Below are 15,107 nucleotides of genomic sequence, written 5' to 3' on the forward strand. Positions count from 1 at the left end.
ACAACAGGTGCAACCAGGGCTCGAGGAGAGCCCGGCCCGCCTGCGTCGGTGGATGGATCGCGCCGGAGTGGAGCCCGCAGCCCTGGCGAGGATCGTCGAGGGCATGGAAGCCAGTGCCCGAGGAGGGAACCCGGGCGCGGCGTACTTGCAGCGCGCCGAGGCTTACATTCCCGGTCTCGTGGCAGAAGCATGGTGGCCGCGGGAACGCTTCTCCTGGCTGACCGGGTTCGAGTCCTCGACGAAGGATGTCCTCGAGGAGTTCGAGTCTGCCGGCGGCTTGGCCGGTACGGGAAGCGCGGCTCAGCCGGACTTGACCGAACGCGGGCGTTGGTCGGCTTTGTACCTCTACTGTCTCGGGAAGGCGTACACCAAGCACGTCAAACAGTGCCCGCGAACGGTTCGCGCGCTCCGCGCCGTGCCCAACCTGACTGGGACAGCAGGCGGAATGTGCTACTTCTCGATCATGGATTCGCGGACGCGGATCGCGCCGCATACCGGGTTTACCAACGCGCACCTGCGTTGTCACCTCGGGCTCGTAGTGCCGCCCGGATGCGGTCTGCGGGTCGGCCAGGAATCCCGGGAATGGGAGCCGGGCAAAGTTTTCGTCTTCGACGATTCGTTTGAACACGAAGCCTGGAACGGCGGCGATTCCGGCCGGGCGGTCCTTCTGTTCGACATATGGCACCCGGACTTGACCGACGTTGAGATCAGCGCTCTCACCTACCTGATGGGCGAGTGGCGCAGACTGCTGGCCCGAGACGTCTGGGCGCGACAAATCGCCGGCTTCGCCGACGGGTGATCAACCTCGTCATCGGTCGGTGCCGTCTCTCGATCCTGGGACGGCACCGGCCTCCCGTCATCATCCGCGAAACACCGGACTTGGGGGCCGTGATGGCACGTGTCGCGTTGGTCAACCTGGCCAGCCTGGAGATGCCGGGCAACGAGCCGATCTTCCCCATTGGCCTCCGCTGCGTTCAGGACGCCCTGGACCGAGCGGGCCACCACACTCAGCTGATCGACCTCGTCGAGGACCCTCAAGCGCACGACGACCTGTCCTGGGCGGCCCAACCCTGGGATGTCATCGGCTTCACCATCCGCAACATCGATCCGCTGGATCTGGCGTGCGACAACCACGTCGAGCACTACGTCGAGTTCGTGAACCGCGTCCGTGCCGCCGCCGGAAGCCGGTGCCCGCTGTTCGTCGGCGGTGGCCCCGGCTACAGCCTGTTCGCCGACGTATTGTTACCTCTCCTGGGCTTCGACGTCGGCGTGGTGGGCCCTGGGGAGAACATGATGCTGGACATCGTCGCCTCCCCGGAGGCTTACCGTGGTACAGGGCGCAATCTCGGCGGCGGGCGCTACGGCGGATTCACCGCGGAGGCGCTGCGTCATCCTCCTTCTTTGCTGGCCGCGTACGCCCGGTCGCCCACGGCGATGATCGGTGTCGAGGCCAAACGCAAGACGTGCTACCAGGGCTGCAGTTACTGTCCGTACGCCCACATCAGCGGGGAGAACAAGGGCGAGCTCAAGCCGAGGGAACTGCTTGCCGAGGAGCTGCGAGCCATCCACGCTGCGGGCATCCGGCGGGTCTTCTTCACCGACAGCATCTTCAACAGCGAATTGCGTCCCGCCAAGGAGGTCGTCCGAACCATTGCTGGCCTGGCGCTGCCGGGACTGACGTGGTGCGCCTATTTCACGCCAAAGCCGTTCGACGACGAGCTTGCCGAGTTGCTCGTGGGGAGCGGGGTCGACTATGTCTTGGTGTCCCCGGACAGCCTCGACGACGGGGTGATGCGGGCACTGGGAAAGAGCTTCCGGTCCCGCCACGTCGACAGGTTCGTGGAGCGCTGCCGGCAGCGCGACCTTCCCCTCCGAGTCAACGTCGTGTTTGGCGGTCCGGGCGAGACTCGCGAGACAGTCCGCGCTACAGCGCGCTGCGCCGACGCGATGCTGTCCGACGACGAGTTGGTAATGAACTTAGGCTATCGAGTGCTGCCCAGCACAGCGATGGCCCGCCAGCTCGGCCTGGCCGATAGCGACCTGCTCAGTCCCACTTTTTATCCCTTCGACCCGGAGTTGTTCTCCTGGGTGATCGAAGAGGTGGACCAGCGCTTCGTGCCGACGAAGATGATGTTCAATATCTTGGCCGGCCGCGTCGCGAGTCGGAAGATGTTCCCGCTGCGTCCCCAGCCGGGCGCGGCCGGACAGGTCATGTCGTTACCCTACCTGCCGTTGACCCGACAGCGCTGGGCCACATGAGCACGGGCACGGTGCGCGCGCTCGACGCCTCCGACACGGACGACATTTCCCGGCTGGCCTCGTTCGACGGTCTCACTCGGAAGCGCCTGGCCGAAGAGCTTGGCGAGCCGGCCGACTACCGCTGGTGGGGCCTGCACGGCACGGACGGGACGCTGCACGCGGTACATCGGAGCATGCGTTGGGGACGGCATTTGCTGCTCAAAGGTGTTGTCGTGGACGAGGCGGCGCGAGGATCGAACGCGCTGCTGCGACTGGCCTTCGCGCTGCGCGACGCTGCGCGCGACGAAGGATTCGCCGGCGTCGCGGCCTGGGTGGAACCGTACAGACCCGAGGCGGCATTGGCCCGCCTGCTGCGATTGCGCCAGAGCGGGCCGCTGGTCCATCGATTTCAGATACCCCTGCTGTCGCAGGACGAGCAGCTCACCGGCGCAGGAGCGGCGAGCAGCGGCGTGTCGGTGCTCGCAACGGTAGGGGTGGTCACGCCCGATCTGCTGGCGAATCCGGCTGGCGCGGGCCAGGTGACGGTCAGCTGGGGCCTCGACGGCCGCAGGCTGGTACTGAGCGCCTGCCCGTGTCCGACCGCGGCTGACCTTCCCGAACTGGCTGAGCGCTTCCGGCCGCTCGCGTCGTCGCTTGGCGCGGACAGCCTGGAGGTGCCTGTACCCGGCGGCGATCTGCTCGCCGCACTCGTCTTGGCGGGCCGCAAGGCTCGGCGGCTCAGCCGCACCGCCGTGCGCCTTGGCCGGCTCGACTTCAGGGAGTGCCAATGTTGACGCCGGCACAGGCACGAGCTATGTGCGCCGACCGGTCCTCGAATCCGGCGGCTGCAGGACTGGACGCGACCATGCTCACTCGCTTGCTGTCGGTGCGAGAGCCCTCCGGCTGGACCGCGTGGACGGACACCGTGCCGCTGCACGACGAACAGGGCCGGAGCACTGACCTCGCCGTGCACGTACCTGAGCCCGCCGGCCACCGGGAGCTCGGCGCCCTTGTCGTGCTGCACGGTGCGGGCGGGCACGGCGAGCTGGTACTGCCTAAATTCACCGCGCTAGGCGATCGGCTGGGAATGGCTGTCCTTTGCCCGACCGCCGGACTGCCGCCGACAACCAGGAACTCGCTGAACTTCGCCGGAGTGTTCGGCAAGCGCTTCGCCCGGCCGAGCTGGGACCTGTGCGGCGCGGAGTTCCCGCACGCCGCGCTCCGCTGGGCACGTGCGGTACTCGGTGTCGACCCAGATCGATGCGTGCTGATGGGGGTGTCGATGGGCGCCATCGCGACCTGGAACCTCGCGATGCGCTTTTCGGACGAATTCGCCGCCGTAGTCCCGATTAACGGAGCGCCGTCCCTGTGGGAGGCCTTCGGCCCAGACAGGCGCACGCAGGCCCTGTTGCCCAATGTCGGCGACCTGCCGCTGTTCGTCGTGCATGGCGCACAGGACGAACAGATCCCGGTCGCCCTGGCCCGCCGGGCCGTCGCGGATCTCCGAGCACGGGGCCACCCCGCGCTGGAGTACGTCGAGGTGCCCGACGGCGAGCATGCGCTGGAAAGTCTCGGGCTGGACGCTGGCAGCCCGTTGTTCGAACGGCTGGCGGCCTGGCTGGCTCCGCGGCGACGAAGCCCCGAGCCTGCGGCGTTCACCTTCTGCGCTGCCGAACCGGGCGGCGTCCACTGGCTGCGACTGCGGAGCCTCGAACGGCACCAGGTCGCCGAGGCGTACGCCGCCCGGCCTGCGCCGAACCAGTTCGTTGTCGAGGTCTCCGGTGCACGCGAGGTCGAGGTTCGGCTCGGCAGTGACACCGGCACCGCTGTATCGGTGTCGGTGAACGGTGTCATTACTCGGGTGTTGCGACGTTCCGACGTCGGCACTGTCGCCGAGACGTTCCGAGGGGCGGCCGATCCCCGGCACACCGCAGACCAGATCGTGACGCTCGCCGTGCCGGACGCGCGACCGCCTGCTCCGACTGACCGATCGACGAGAGGATCACCATGCTGAGCCGAAGCGAGATCCGGTCCGCGCTGCTGGCCAGGGGACTCGAGCAGGAGGAGTTGTTCGCGGAAGCACGCCGGTTGCGCGACAGGCACTTCGGCCCGACTGTCCTTCTGCGGGGAGTGATCGAGACGACCAACGTCTGCCGGGTCAACTGCGACTACTGCCCGATGCGCCGGGACAACACCCAGGCCAACGACCGCTACTTCATGTCGGCCGACGACATCGTCGAACGGGCCAGGAGGATCCGAGACGCGGGCATCGACATCGTCCTGCTTCAAGGCGGCGAGACCCCTAGGCAGCTGCACGCTGTCGAGGAGGCGATTCCTCGTATCCGCGCCTTGTACGACGGCCCCGTCGAGGTGCTGCTCAACCTGGGCAACATGCGGCACGAACAGTACGCGCGGCTGCGTGCGGCCGGCGCGACCAGCTACATCCTCAAGCACGAAACCAGCGATCCCGTGCTGCACCAACAGTTGCGGCACGAAAGCCTGGACGATCGACTGCGGTGCATGAAGGACTTGCTCAGCCTCGGCTACCGAGTCGGCACCGGACTGATTTCCAGCCTGCCTGGCCAGACGATGGAAAGCATGGTCGACGACATCGAACTGACCGGTTCGCTGGGTGTGCACATGTGCAGCGTGAGCCCGTTCGTGCCAGCCCCGGACACCCCGTTGCGGCTGACGCGGCCAGGTGCTGTCGACCTCGCGCTGAACGTGCTGGCGTGCTTGCGCGTGTGCTATCCGCATCTTCTGATCCCGGCCGTGAGTGCGTTGGAGAAAAACAGCAAGGGCGGGCAGTCACGTGGACTGGCGGCAGGCGGCAACGTGATGACCGTGAACTTCACGGGGGACGCGGACCGCGAGCGGTATCTGATCTACGGGAAGGAGCGGTTCGTGGTGCGGATGCAATACGCCCGGACTGTCGTGCAGAGCTCCGGCCTGGACTTCCGCGGCTCGGTCTTCCAGGACGAATCGATGGGCAGCGACACGTCCCTGACCTCGTCGTAACTGGAGGGCGTGGTGGTCGATCGAGGTGACCTGCTGGACCGCGTCCTCACCGGGGGCGCGGAACTCGACGGTAACCCCGTCACGGTGGATGCGGGCTTGTGCGTGCGGCTTCTCGATGCGGGCGTTCGCCCCGCCGATGTCGTGGTGCTGCACGGGCTATCTGGTGCTTCCCTGGTCCTGGCTGCGCTCGCCGTGTGGGAATGCGACGCGGTGCCGGCCCCGGTGGGAACCGGCGTGCCCGTTCAGCTCGCGGCTTGCGCCCGGTTGTCGGGTGACGGGACAGTACGGCCGCGCGGAGACGCCAGCGTGGTCGCCGATTTGTCCTCGACTGCGGTCCTGCACCTCACGTCCGGCAGCACTGACCGGCCGAAGGTCGTCCGGCGTGGCGCGGACAGCGTGTGGTGCGAAGCCGATGGCTACTGCGACGGCCTTGCCTGGAGGGCCGACGACCGGGTCGCGGTGCCGCTGCCGCTGGCGCATTCGCTGGGCTGGGGAGTGGCGATGAGTGCGTTGCTGAGCGGGGTGTCGGTCGACGCAACACCACTGGTGCGGGCGGAATCGCTCGCCCGAAGGGCCGACGCCGGCTTGGTATCGATGCTCGCCTTGACCGCGCCGGTCGCGCGCCTGTTGGTGGCCACCCGACGGCAAGGGGCCGCGGCGCTCCGGGCGGCGGTCGTCGGCGCGGGGCCGGTGACCGATGACCTCGCTACGGCGTTCCGCGACCGGTTCGATGTTTTCTTGACGCGCGGCTACGGGTCGACAGAGACTGGGGGCACGTTCCTCGGCGCTCGACACCTTGGCCGTCCGATGTCCGGAGTGGACATCGTGGAGCCGGCGGTCGGGGAGCGCGGAGAACTAGTACTGCGACTGCCCGCGCCCGTGGAGGGCTACCTAGGCGGTCACGGCTCTACCCGGTTGTGGCGCACTGGCGACCTAGTCGACTGGGCCGGCGGCGAAGTCCGATTCGTCGCGCGGCGGCTGGCGAACTTGCGCCTTAACGGCCGTTTCCTCGATACGGAGCAGGTGGACCGGATGCTCCGGCGCAACGCCGAGGTAACGGACGTCTACCCCTTGGTGCTGCCGCGCGCCGACACTCCCGAGATTGAGGACTTCTATGTTTTCGTCGAAGGAGGGCCGGCTGAAGACGAGTTGCGGAACAGTCTCGACGGCTGTCCTGGACCGCTGCCCCGGATCGTCCGTTGCAACAGGATTCCGCGCACGACGCTGGGAAAACCAGACAGGTCGGCGCTGATCGCGCTGGTCGGTCGGCCTCGACAGGGAGGAGCCTGATGTACGCCGACGCCGACCTCGTGCTGGTGGCCGCCTTGGTGGCCGACGCGCTGGCTTCGCAAGGGCTTCGCGCCGTAACGGCACGTGAACTGATCGCAGACCCCGAGTTGTGCACCTGTGACCTGGCGCGGTTCGGGCTGGGGTCACTGGATTGGATCGCGCTGGCTACCCGGCTCGAACGCCAGACGGGCGTGGAACTGCCCGACGGCGCGCTGCTGGACGACGAACGACGCAGCATTGCCGGCTGGGCCACAGCACTGACGACGGCGGGCTCATCCCAGGAGGAACAAACGAAATGTGGGAAGCACAGCGCGGCAAGCGATTCGTTGTGATCGACGACTTCTTGGACGCAAACACGCTGGCGGCTGCACGCTCTATGGTCCGGCGCACGTCGTTCCGTGCGGTGGACAGCGTGATATCGCCGAATGCGGACGGGCCGGCATTCCGCTCGCATGGCGTGCACTTCACCGACGGTGTGCCCACAGGGGGCGGGCGGCCAAGAACCTTCGAGGAGATCGCCGCTGTTGTTCGCCGCGAACGGGCCCTTTACGGAGGTTGGGGGACTGACTGGAACCGGATCGGCTTCACCTTCTGGAAGTACCCGGCGGGCAGCCGTCTCGGCTGGCACAACGACGCAGGCGGTGGCAGGCGCGGCGAGTTCATCTTGTTCTTGCACGAGAACTGGCGCCCATCGTGGGGCGGAGAACTGATGTTGCTCGATGCGGTGTCGGACATCGTCAATGATGTGGACGAGCTCGAACCCGCCGCGCGGATGGAGGCCGTGCTCGACCGTTGTCCCCTCAGTCCGACAGCCGTCTTGCCCAGGCCCAATCGACTGGTCTTGGTCCAAGCCGCGACCGTGCACCAGATCCAGCGGGTGGATCGCACCGCGGGCGACAACCTTCGGTGCACGCTCACAGGTTTCGTTTCGCAGGACGCGGTGCCCGGTGCGGATCGCGGAGCGGTCCGCGACAAGCTCCTGGCCGCGCTCACCGGATCCTGACTGTCACTGCACCAGTCGTCGCAAGCGAGAAACGGAGCAGGCACGTGCCAACCACCGTCCACGAAGACCGGGTCACGTTGATCTTCCCGCCGCTGATCGAGACGAACTTCGGCAGCTTCTACCCTTCCACCGCCGTGCTCGCCGCGTTCCTGGAGGCGCATGGCATCGGGTGTGCGCAGGAGGACCTCAACGAAGAGTTCGCGCTGCATTTGCTCCGCGAGGACATGCTCCATCGGCTTAGGGCCGGACGAATTCCCGGCGCGCCAGAAGGCTCGCCAGCGGCGGCCGCCGCTCGTTGGGCAGCGAGCAACATCCACCGTCTCGTCGACGAGCAGGGCAGGCACCGGTTCACCGGCGGCAACGGTTACATGCTCGGCCTGCTCGTCAACCCGTTTCAAGTCGACCGAGGCGACGAAGTGCTGGAGGCCGTGCGCGCCGACCGCCATCCGCTCGACGTCTTCGAGCAGTTCTACCGGGAGTCGAACATCGTCGAACGCATCCCGGCGAACACCTTGCTGATCGGTATCTCGATCCCGATGGGACCGCAACTTGAGCTGTCGCTTCTGCTGGCCGCCATGCTGAAGCGGGAACTGCCGGACATCCCGGTCGTGCTTGGCGGCGGAACCCTCAGCCTGATGAGCCCGCCGGACCTGGAAATCCTGCTGGCCAACCACACGGCAGTGGATTGCGTAGTTCGCTTCGACGGCGAGTACCCGCTGCTCGAACTAGCTCGCAGGGCATGCGCAGGCCGCTTCTCCCCGGCCGGAATCGCCGGTGTCTCCTATCGGGACGGGGACCGGGTTCGACACGAGCCGCCCGCTCCCGGACCCGACATCAACACGCTGCCGGTGCCTGCCTATCCGAAGGCAGCACTCGACCGGGTGGTCGGCACCACGTTGGGAGTTACGCAGGCCCGCGGTTGCTACTGGGGCAAATGCGACTATTGCGACTTCGTCGAACTCTACGACGGAAGCCCGCCGTTTCGGGGGCGGCGGCCGGACAACTTCGTTGACGAGATCGAAGCGTTGGTCGAGGAGACTGGGGTGCGGCGCTTCCGATTCATCACTGAGTCCATTCCTCCCGCGTTCGCCCGCCGGATGAGCCAGTTGCTCATCGAGCGTGAAGTCCTGATCGCATGGAACTCATTTGCCATGGTCGACCGTCGCTTTGACAAGGACCTGTTGCGGTTGATGGTGCGAGCCGGTTGCGAGTTCTTGACCGTCGGGATGGAGACCACCAACACCCGAGTGCTCAATCTGGTTCACAAATCGGCCGATCGCGAGGAGAACCTCCGGTTCCTCAGGGAGGCCAAGGACGCTGGAATGAAGCTGACGGTCAATCTGATTCCGGATCTTCCCTCGACCACCTATCGGGAGTCTCTCGACACCCTCCGCGAAGTCAGAGAACTGGCTGATTGCATCGACAGCGTTAGCGTCTTTCCGTTCGAGCCCACCAGGTCCTCGAACGTCGGGCGGGACCCGGAGCGGTTCGGCCTGATCGGGACCGGCAGCCTCGATACGAAGGGACAGGCCCAGTTCGGGTTGAACCACTTCGACTGCGTCGATCCGGCCATGACGAGCGAAGAACGAGCTGATGTGCACCGTAGATACCGGGCATTCGCGAAAGAGATTTCCCAGCAGCGCTTGCCGAAAAGCCTGTTGGTCAGTCTGCTGTGGTCTTATTAATAAGTCGCACACAAGCATCGGCCCGGTGCCGGGCCCCTAGTCCGGTTCGGTCGTCACCGCGTCACGATATGCCGAGCGCGGCGAGGACGGAACGCGTTAGCCCAGCGCAGGCTTGCGCACGCGCGGCCGGGTTCGCGAGCGCAAGCTCGAGACATCGCCGATGCGGTGCCGTTGTCGGCCGTGCCAAGGCCGGGACGTCCGCCGTGGTGAAAAATCACATGCAGGAGGCCTGCACCCTGGTGGGCGAAGTCGGCACCGTCGCCCAGCGCGCCGGGGTCCGCGCGCTCGCGGTCTCGCACCTGACCGACTTCAGCGGGTACGTGGACACCGCCAAGTGGTCGAAACCGGCGGGGAACGGCTACGACGGCCAGACAGCCATCGGGACAGGACCTGATGCGGATTCCGTGTACAAGTAAAGCCCGCGATTTGTGTATGCGCGCTGAGCAAATGCTGGGGATGATGAGCAAGTTCGACGGTAATCGGGCATTCATCTCGTTCAGCGGCGCAAGGGTCGTCCAGAGTCCTGCGGTTCCATATTGAGGAACCATTCGAACCAGGCTTGGGGCCGGTAGTCGCCGATGCCGAGTTTTCAGTTTGGTCGGTGTCGGAGTCTTCGATGCTGTCGAGTCGTCTGCTGAACAGCGCGAGTATGTCGGTGTCTTGGAAAAGTATTTCGGTGAGCATGTTCCAGTTGTAGTCGTCCTTGTGCTCGGGCAGGTCCGCGTAGCGTCCGGTGAGGCTGGCCCAGTCGTCGTCGGCGTCGGCGGATTCCGCGTAGCGCAGGATGAGGTGCAGCGCCATTTCTTCGGCTGGGCAGCGGGGTTCGGGCCAGTCGCCGGCGCGGAGTCGATGAACCATTGCACGGCGGCGACGGCGTCGCCGCGGATGTGGTCCTGCTCTTGCTGCCGGACCTGCGCGACAGTGAGGTCGCTGCCGGGCAAGACGGAGAACTGTGTTGCTTCGATGTCGGCGATGGCGGCTTGTTCGATTGCGTTCTCGTCGGTGATGTCGACGATTGCTTCGACGGTGACTTTGACTCCGCGGCGGCGTCTGGGGGCGCTGGTCATTCGCCCAGGCTATCCCCGCGAGCAGCGTGTGGTCGTTGAGGAGACGGAGGCGCGCGCTGGGGGATCGGCAAGGAGGTCGTGATGAGGCGAGCGGCGGTGTACAAGCGGTGCGGTTGCAGGGCGCGAAGTGAAGCGGGTGGCGGGCGTTGTCCTCGGTTGGGGGAGCGGGGCCATGGGAGTTGGTATTTCTCGCTGGAGTTGCCGTGCGGCCGGGACGGTCGTCGGCATCGGGTGCGCCGCGGCGGGTTTCGGTCGCGTGTGGCTGCGGAGCAGGCGCGGGCGTATCTGGTGGGCGGGGATGTGGTTCCGGGGCGGAGTGCGGTGACGGTGGGGCAGTGGCTGGACATTTTGCTGGAGATGCGGCAGAGCTTGAGTTTCAACACGCGTCGGCTGTACACACAGCAGGTGAACGACTATTTGAAGCCGTGTCTGGGGAGCGTGCCGTTGCGGTCGTTGACGGTGGCGCGGGTTCAGGCGATGTTCGTCGGGCTCGTCCGGGCGAACGCGACGCGACAGCGGCCGTTGTCGCCGGCGACGTTCGTGCGGATCCGCGGCACGCTGCATACGGCGTTGAACGGCGCGATCCGGGTCGGGTTGATCGAGCGAAATCCCGCGCATCTGGTGGAGTTGCCCTCGGGACGGCGGCCGCGCGCGGTGGTGTGGACGGATGCGCGGGTGGCGCATTGGCGAGCTACCGGGGAGCGTCCGCCGGTGGCGGTGTGGACGGCGAAACAGACGGCCGAATTCCTGGAGCATGCTCGCGGTCACCCGTTGTACGTGCTGTATCTGGCAGTGGCGTTGCTCGGGTTGCGGCGTGGTGAGGTGGCGGGGCTGCGGTGGTGCGATCTCGACCTCGACGCCGGCGTGGTGCAGGTGTCGCACCAGGTCCAGGACCGCGGTGGCCGCACGGTGGTGTGTCCGCCGAAGACCGAGGCGAGCGTGCGCACGGTGGCGTTGGATCATGGCCTGGTGGCGGCGTTGCGGGTGCTTCGGTCGCAGCGGCGGCAAGGTGACGGTGGTGAGCCGGTCGGGTTCCTGTTCGCCAACCGGGCCGGCGGGCCGTTGAGCCCGGGATATGTGACGCACACATTCACGAGATTGTTGGTGGAGGCGGGTTTGCCGCCGGTCCGGTTGCACGATCTGCGGCATGGCGCGGCGAGCTTGTCGTTGGCTGCGGGCAACGATCTGAAGGTCGTGCAGGCGATGCTCGGGCACTCCAGCATTGTGCTCACCGCGGACACTTACACGAGCGTGCTGCCTTGTCTGGCTCACCGCGCTGCCGAGGCAACTGCGGCGCTGGTGTTGGAGGCCGCCCGCGACACCGCGATCGCGTTGCGAGAGCGAGGAAGGACAAAACAGCGCAGACGAGGAAAGGGACGCCGCAGCCGGGGAAGGGTGGCTAAGAAGCAACATCGACGGGCGCGGCCGCATTCGGCCCCACGCCGGTCCCACTCATGATCAAAGCCCACCGGCAAGATCCCCGTGATGAAGGAACCCTGCAGATGGGCTTCGATTCAGAACTGTGCGCCATCAGGGACTCGAACCCCGAACCCGCTGGTTAAGAGCCAGCTGCTCTGCCAATTGAGCTAATGGCGCTTGGTGCTTCCCGTCGCTGTGGTTTCCCTCGGCGACGTGGAAAAGATTAGCAGGGCGTTCAAGCCCCGTTTCAGGGGGGTCCCCTTTCCGGCTCGCCGGGGCAACGGCCCAGGTCAGCGGCGGTGACCTACCGCGAACCCGGTCAGCGTCGGCCGGCGCGGCAGTGGACTGGTCGGGCGAAAGGACGCAGTGACCCGCGCGACACCGGTACCGCCAACACTACCCCGGAAATGACAAAACCCCGGCTTCTCCGAAAAAGATCTCGGTGAAGCCGGGGTGCAAGGGTGGCTAACGGGGCTCGAACCCGCGACCTCCTGGACCACAACCAGGTGCTCTACCAGCTGAGCTATAGCCACCATCTGGCAAAAAGATCTCGCGATCGCCTTGCTGGAAGCAATCCTAGCGGGTGCCCGCGAGCGCTTTTCAGGGGGTCACCCTCGGTGGCGTTCCAGCACTTCGGCGGCGGCGGCTTTGGCCTCGTCGCTCGTCGGGCCGGGCTGGGGGACGAAGGCGATCGCGCGGTAGTACTCGAGTTCGCCGACGGACTCCTTGATGTCCGCGAGCGCGCGGTGGGCCAGGCCTTTCTCCGGCTTGGCGTAGTAGATCCGCGGGTACCAGCGGCGCACGAGCTCCTTCACCGACGACACGTCGACCATCCGGTAGTGCAGGTGGTTGTCGAGCTCCGGCATGTCGCGGGCGATGAAGCCGCGGTCGGTGGCGATCGAGTTGCCTGCGAGCGGCGCGCTGGCCGGGTCCGGCACCCATTCGCGGATGTACTCCAGCACGCGCTGCTCGGCCTCGGCGAGCGTGGTCGTCGAGGCGCGGACTTCTTCGGTGAGGCCGGACTTGGCGTGCATGTCGTGGACGACCTGCGGCATGCCGTCGAGCTTGGCGTCGTCGGCGTGGATGACGATGTCGACGCCCTCGCCCAGCACGTTCAGGTCGGCGTCGGTCACCAGCGCGGCTATTTCGATCAACGCGTCCTTGCCGAGGTCGAGCCCCGTCATCTCGCAGTCGATCCAGACAAGATGGTCGTTCACCCGCACCACCCTAACCCGACACGGGGATATCAGCGGCGTCACCTGGGCTTCCGGCGCGTTACGCTCGGTCAGCCAGTGCAACGAGGTGTGATTTCGGACTCGGAACGAGGTGCGGCCAGTGGCCGAGCAAGCGTCGGGACCAGCGGCGGAGATCGCGCAGGGATACGTGAGCGACGGGGCGGCCGTCGAACTGGGCGCGGTGGTGATCGACGGGAAGACGGAAGCGTCGGCCGCGGTCCGGCTGCCGCTGGCGACGCTGAACCGGCACGGGCTGGTCGCGGGCGCGACGGGCACCGGCAAGACCAAGACGCTCCAGCTGATCTCCGAACAGCTGTCCGCGGCCGGGGTCCCGGTCGTACTGGCCGACGTGAAGGGCGACCTGTCCGGCCTGTCCGCGCCCGGGGAGCCGAGCGATCGCACCGCGAAACGGTCCGCGGAACTGGGCGACGAATGGGCGCCCGAGGCGGGTCCGGTGCAGTTCTTGTCGCTCGGCACGAGCGGCACCGGCATCCCGGTGCGCGCGACGATCACCAGCTTCGGCCCGGTGCTGCTGTCGAAGGTGCTTGGCCTCAACGAGACGCAGGAATCGACGCTCGGGCTGATCTTCCACTGGGCTGACCAGCGCGGTCTCGCCCTGCTGGACACCAAGGACCTGCGGTCGGTCATCACGCACTTGACCAGCGATGAGGGCAAGGAAGACCTCAAGGGCATCGGCGGGGTGTCCGCGGCGACGGCGGGCGTCATCCTGCGCGCACTGTCCAATCTGGAGGCTCAGGGCGGCGAGGAGTTCTTCGGCGAACCCGAGCTGGACGTCCACGACCTGATGCGCCAGCAGGACGGCAAGGGCGTCATCACCCTGCTGGAGCTGGACAATCTGCAGTCCAAACCGGCGTTGTTCTCGACGTTCCTGATGTGGCTGCTGGCCGAGCTGTTCGAGGAGCTGCCTGAGGAGGGCGACCTCGACCAGCCGAAGCTGGTGTTCTTCTTCGACGAGGCGCACCTGCTGTTCTCCGGCGCGTCGAAGGCGTTCCTCGAGCGGATCGAGCAGACGGTGAAGCTCATCCGGTCGAAGGGCGTCGGCGTGTTCTTCTGCACGCAGCTGCCGACCGACATCCCGAACAACGTGCTGTCCCAGCTCGGCGCTCGGGTGCAGCACGCGTTGCGCGCGTTCACACCGGACGACCAGAAAGCGTTGGCGCGCACGGTGAAGACGTATCCGAAGTCGCCGCACTACGACCTTGAGACGGCGTTGACGTCGCTGGGGATCGGCGAGGCGATCGTCACCGTGCTGTCCGAACGCGGCGCGCCGACGCCGGTCGCGTGGACGCGGCTGCGCGCCCCGCGGTCGAAGATGGGGTCGATCGGTGCGGATGCGATCCGTGCGGCGGTCGCGTCGTCGGAGCTGAACGCGAAGTACGGGGAGACGATCGACCGCGAGTCGGCGTACGAGAAGTTGGCGGCGAAAGCCGTGCCGGCCCCGGATGCCGCGCCGGCCGCGGAGCCCGAGGCACCGGCCGCGCACCCGGAGAAGGAGGAACCGGGGATGATCTCGCAGGTGCTGAGCAACCCCGCGGTGAAGTCGTTCATGCGCTCGGCGGCGAGTTCGCTCGGCCGGGAGTTCTCGCGAGGGCTGTTCGGCAACCGGCGGCGCTGAGATACCTGACAGGAGATGGCAGGTATCGGCGGTTGACTGTGCGGGATCGAGTTTCCGGCAGAGGAGCAACAGCATGACCAGGACCGCCGTCGCCGCGTTCGAGCTGGACAAATGGGAGCCGCAGGCGCAGGACGAGGCCGGTGGCACGGCGTTCGCGCAGGTACTGATCGAGAAGACGTTCACCGGCGCGGTCGAGGGAACCAGCCGGGTCGAAATGCTGACGGCGTCGAACGAGACGTCGCGCGCATACGTCGCCTTCGAGCGTTTCACCGGCTCCGTCGACGGTCGGAAGGGCAGCTTCGTCCTCCGGCACACGGCCGGAGACGAGGGACTGTCGCTGGTCTTGCTGCCCGGTTCGGGCACGGACGAACTGGCGGGCATCTCCGGATCGGCCGACATCGCCGTCGACGAGGGCAAGCACACGTTCACACTGGTCTACGAACTGCCGGGCGCGTGAAGAAGCCGCTCTCTCCAGGCCCCGATTTCCCGGAGAGAGCGGCCAGGTTTCCTCACCGT

The 15,107-nt window shown here is 66.7% G+C and carries 14 protein-coding genes and 2 tRNA genes; 13 read left to right on the forward strand and 3 right to left on the reverse strand.

From position 1 onward, the window contains the following. Positions 1 to 67: 67 nt before the first annotated feature. The 11 genes from H4281_RS36440 to H4281_RS36490 all read left to right on the forward strand — a co-directional run bounded on the left by H4281_RS36440 (position 68) and on the right by H4281_RS36490 (position 11,759). Positions 68 to 799: an aspartyl/asparaginyl beta-hydroxylase domain-containing protein gene (locus H4281_RS36440; protein WP_182895420.1), complete on the forward strand. Its 732-nt coding sequence runs from the start codon at positions 68 to 70 to the stop codon at positions 797 to 799. After that, on the forward strand, positions 796 to 2,259 hold the full coding sequence (locus H4281_RS36445; protein WP_043837233.1) for a B12-binding domain-containing radical SAM protein: 1,464 nt from the start codon (positions 796 to 798) through the stop codon (positions 2,257 to 2,259). Before H4281_RS36440 ends, H4281_RS36445 begins: the two co-directional genes overlap by 4 nt. Continuing rightward, entirely contained in the window at positions 2,256 to 3,032 is a 777-nt protein-coding gene (locus H4281_RS36450) for a hypothetical protein (RefSeq protein ID WP_043837231.1), read from the forward strand. The genes H4281_RS36445 and H4281_RS36450 overlap by 4 nt, the downstream gene beginning before the upstream one ends. Further along, positions 3,026 to 4,252, forward strand: coding sequence for an alpha/beta hydrolase family protein (locus H4281_RS36455; RefSeq protein WP_182895421.1), 1,227 nt, complete (start codon positions 3,026 to 3,028; stop codon positions 4,250 to 4,252). The genes H4281_RS36450 and H4281_RS36455 overlap by 7 nt, the downstream gene beginning before the upstream one ends. After that, complete coding sequence (locus H4281_RS36460; protein ID WP_051172880.1) at positions 4,246 to 5,256, forward strand: biotin synthase BioB; 1,011 nt, start codon at positions 4,246 to 4,248, stop codon at positions 5,254 to 5,256. The genes H4281_RS36455 and H4281_RS36460 overlap by 7 nt, the downstream gene beginning before the upstream one ends. 12 nt (positions 5,257 to 5,268) lie before the next feature. Beyond that, positions 5,269 to 6,546, forward strand: coding sequence for an AMP-binding protein (locus H4281_RS36465; protein ID WP_043837227.1), 1,278 nt, complete (start codon positions 5,269 to 5,271; stop codon positions 6,544 to 6,546). After that, complete coding sequence (locus H4281_RS36470; protein WP_043837226.1) at positions 6,546 to 6,878, forward strand: acyl carrier protein; 333 nt, start codon at positions 6,546 to 6,548, stop codon at positions 6,876 to 6,878. Before H4281_RS36465 ends, H4281_RS36470 begins: the two co-directional genes overlap by 1 nt. After that, complete coding sequence (locus tag H4281_RS36475) at positions 6,842 to 7,549, forward strand: 2OG-Fe(II) oxygenase family protein (protein WP_081685076.1); 708 nt, start codon at positions 6,842 to 6,844, stop codon at positions 7,547 to 7,549. The genes H4281_RS36470 and H4281_RS36475 overlap by 37 nt, the downstream gene beginning before the upstream one ends. 44 nt (positions 7,550 to 7,593) lie before the next feature. Further along, positions 7,594 to 9,234, forward strand: a complete 1,641-nt coding sequence (locus tag H4281_RS46690; protein WP_182895422.1) for a B12-binding domain-containing radical SAM protein — start codon at positions 7,594 to 7,596, stop codon at positions 9,232 to 9,234. Positions 9,235 to 9,437: 203 nt separating this feature from the next. Further along, positions 9,438 to 9,650, forward strand: a complete 213-nt coding sequence (locus tag H4281_RS36485) for a hypothetical protein (RefSeq protein ID WP_182895423.1) — start codon at positions 9,438 to 9,440, stop codon at positions 9,648 to 9,650. 882 nt (positions 9,651 to 10,532) lie between these two features. Then, positions 10,533 to 11,759: a tyrosine-type recombinase/integrase gene (locus H4281_RS36490; protein WP_182895424.1), complete on the forward strand. Its 1,227-nt coding sequence runs from the start codon at positions 10,533 to 10,535 to the stop codon at positions 11,757 to 11,759. Between the two features lie 65 nt (positions 11,760 to 11,824). On the opposite strand, the gene H4281_RS36495 is transcribed toward H4281_RS36490, so the two are convergent. The 3 genes from H4281_RS36495 to orn form a co-directional block, all read right to left on the reverse strand. After that, positions 11,825 to 11,897: transfer RNA gene (locus H4281_RS36495), tRNA-Lys, on the reverse strand. Between the two features lie 283 nt (positions 11,898 to 12,180). After that, a tRNA-His gene (locus H4281_RS36500) sits at positions 12,181 to 12,253 on the reverse strand. A 75-nt stretch (positions 12,254 to 12,328) separates the two neighbouring features. After that, positions 12,329 to 12,937, reverse strand: coding sequence for an oligoribonuclease (orn, locus tag H4281_RS36505; protein ID WP_037817745.1), 609 nt, complete (start codon positions 12,935 to 12,937; stop codon positions 12,329 to 12,331). 118 nt (positions 12,938 to 13,055) lie between these two features. On the opposite strand from orn, the gene H4281_RS36510 reads away from it, so the two are divergent. Continuing rightward, a complete protein-coding gene (locus tag H4281_RS36510; RefSeq protein WP_182895425.1) occupies positions 13,056 to 14,591 on the forward strand; it encodes a helicase HerA-like domain-containing protein in 1,536 nt (511 codons plus the stop codon). 73 nt (positions 14,592 to 14,664) lie between these two features. Next, positions 14,665 to 15,048: a DUF3224 domain-containing protein gene (locus tag H4281_RS36515; protein ID WP_037817634.1), complete on the forward strand. Its 384-nt coding sequence runs from the start codon at positions 14,665 to 14,667 to the stop codon at positions 15,046 to 15,048. Positions 15,049 to 15,107 lie beyond the last annotated feature (59 nt).

Source organism: Amycolatopsis dendrobii, assembly GCF_014145675.1.
Lineage (GTDB): Bacteria > Actinomycetota > Actinomycetes > Mycobacteriales > Pseudonocardiaceae > Amycolatopsis > Amycolatopsis dendrobii.

Coding starts and splice junctions, on each gene's coding strand:
- H4281_RS36475 (WP_081685076.1), top strand. CDS start 6,842: ATGTGGGAAGCACAGCGCGGCAAGCGATTCGTTGTGATCGACGACTTC.
- H4281_RS36450 (WP_043837231.1), top strand. CDS start 2,256: ATGAGCACGGGCACGGTGCGCGCGCTCGACGCCTCCGACACGGACGAC.
- H4281_RS36455 (WP_182895421.1), top strand. CDS start 3,026: ATGTTGACGCCGGCACAGGCACGAGCTATGTGCGCCGACCGGTCCTCG.
- H4281_RS36515 (WP_037817634.1), top strand. CDS start 14,665: ATGACCAGGACCGCCGTCGCCGCGTTCGAGCTGGACAAATGGGAGCCG.
- H4281_RS36470 (WP_043837226.1), top strand. CDS start 6,546: ATGTACGCCGACGCCGACCTCGTGCTGGTGGCCGCCTTGGTGGCCGAC.
- H4281_RS36460 (WP_051172880.1), top strand. CDS start 4,246: ATGCTGAGCCGAAGCGAGATCCGGTCCGCGCTGCTGGCCAGGGGACTC.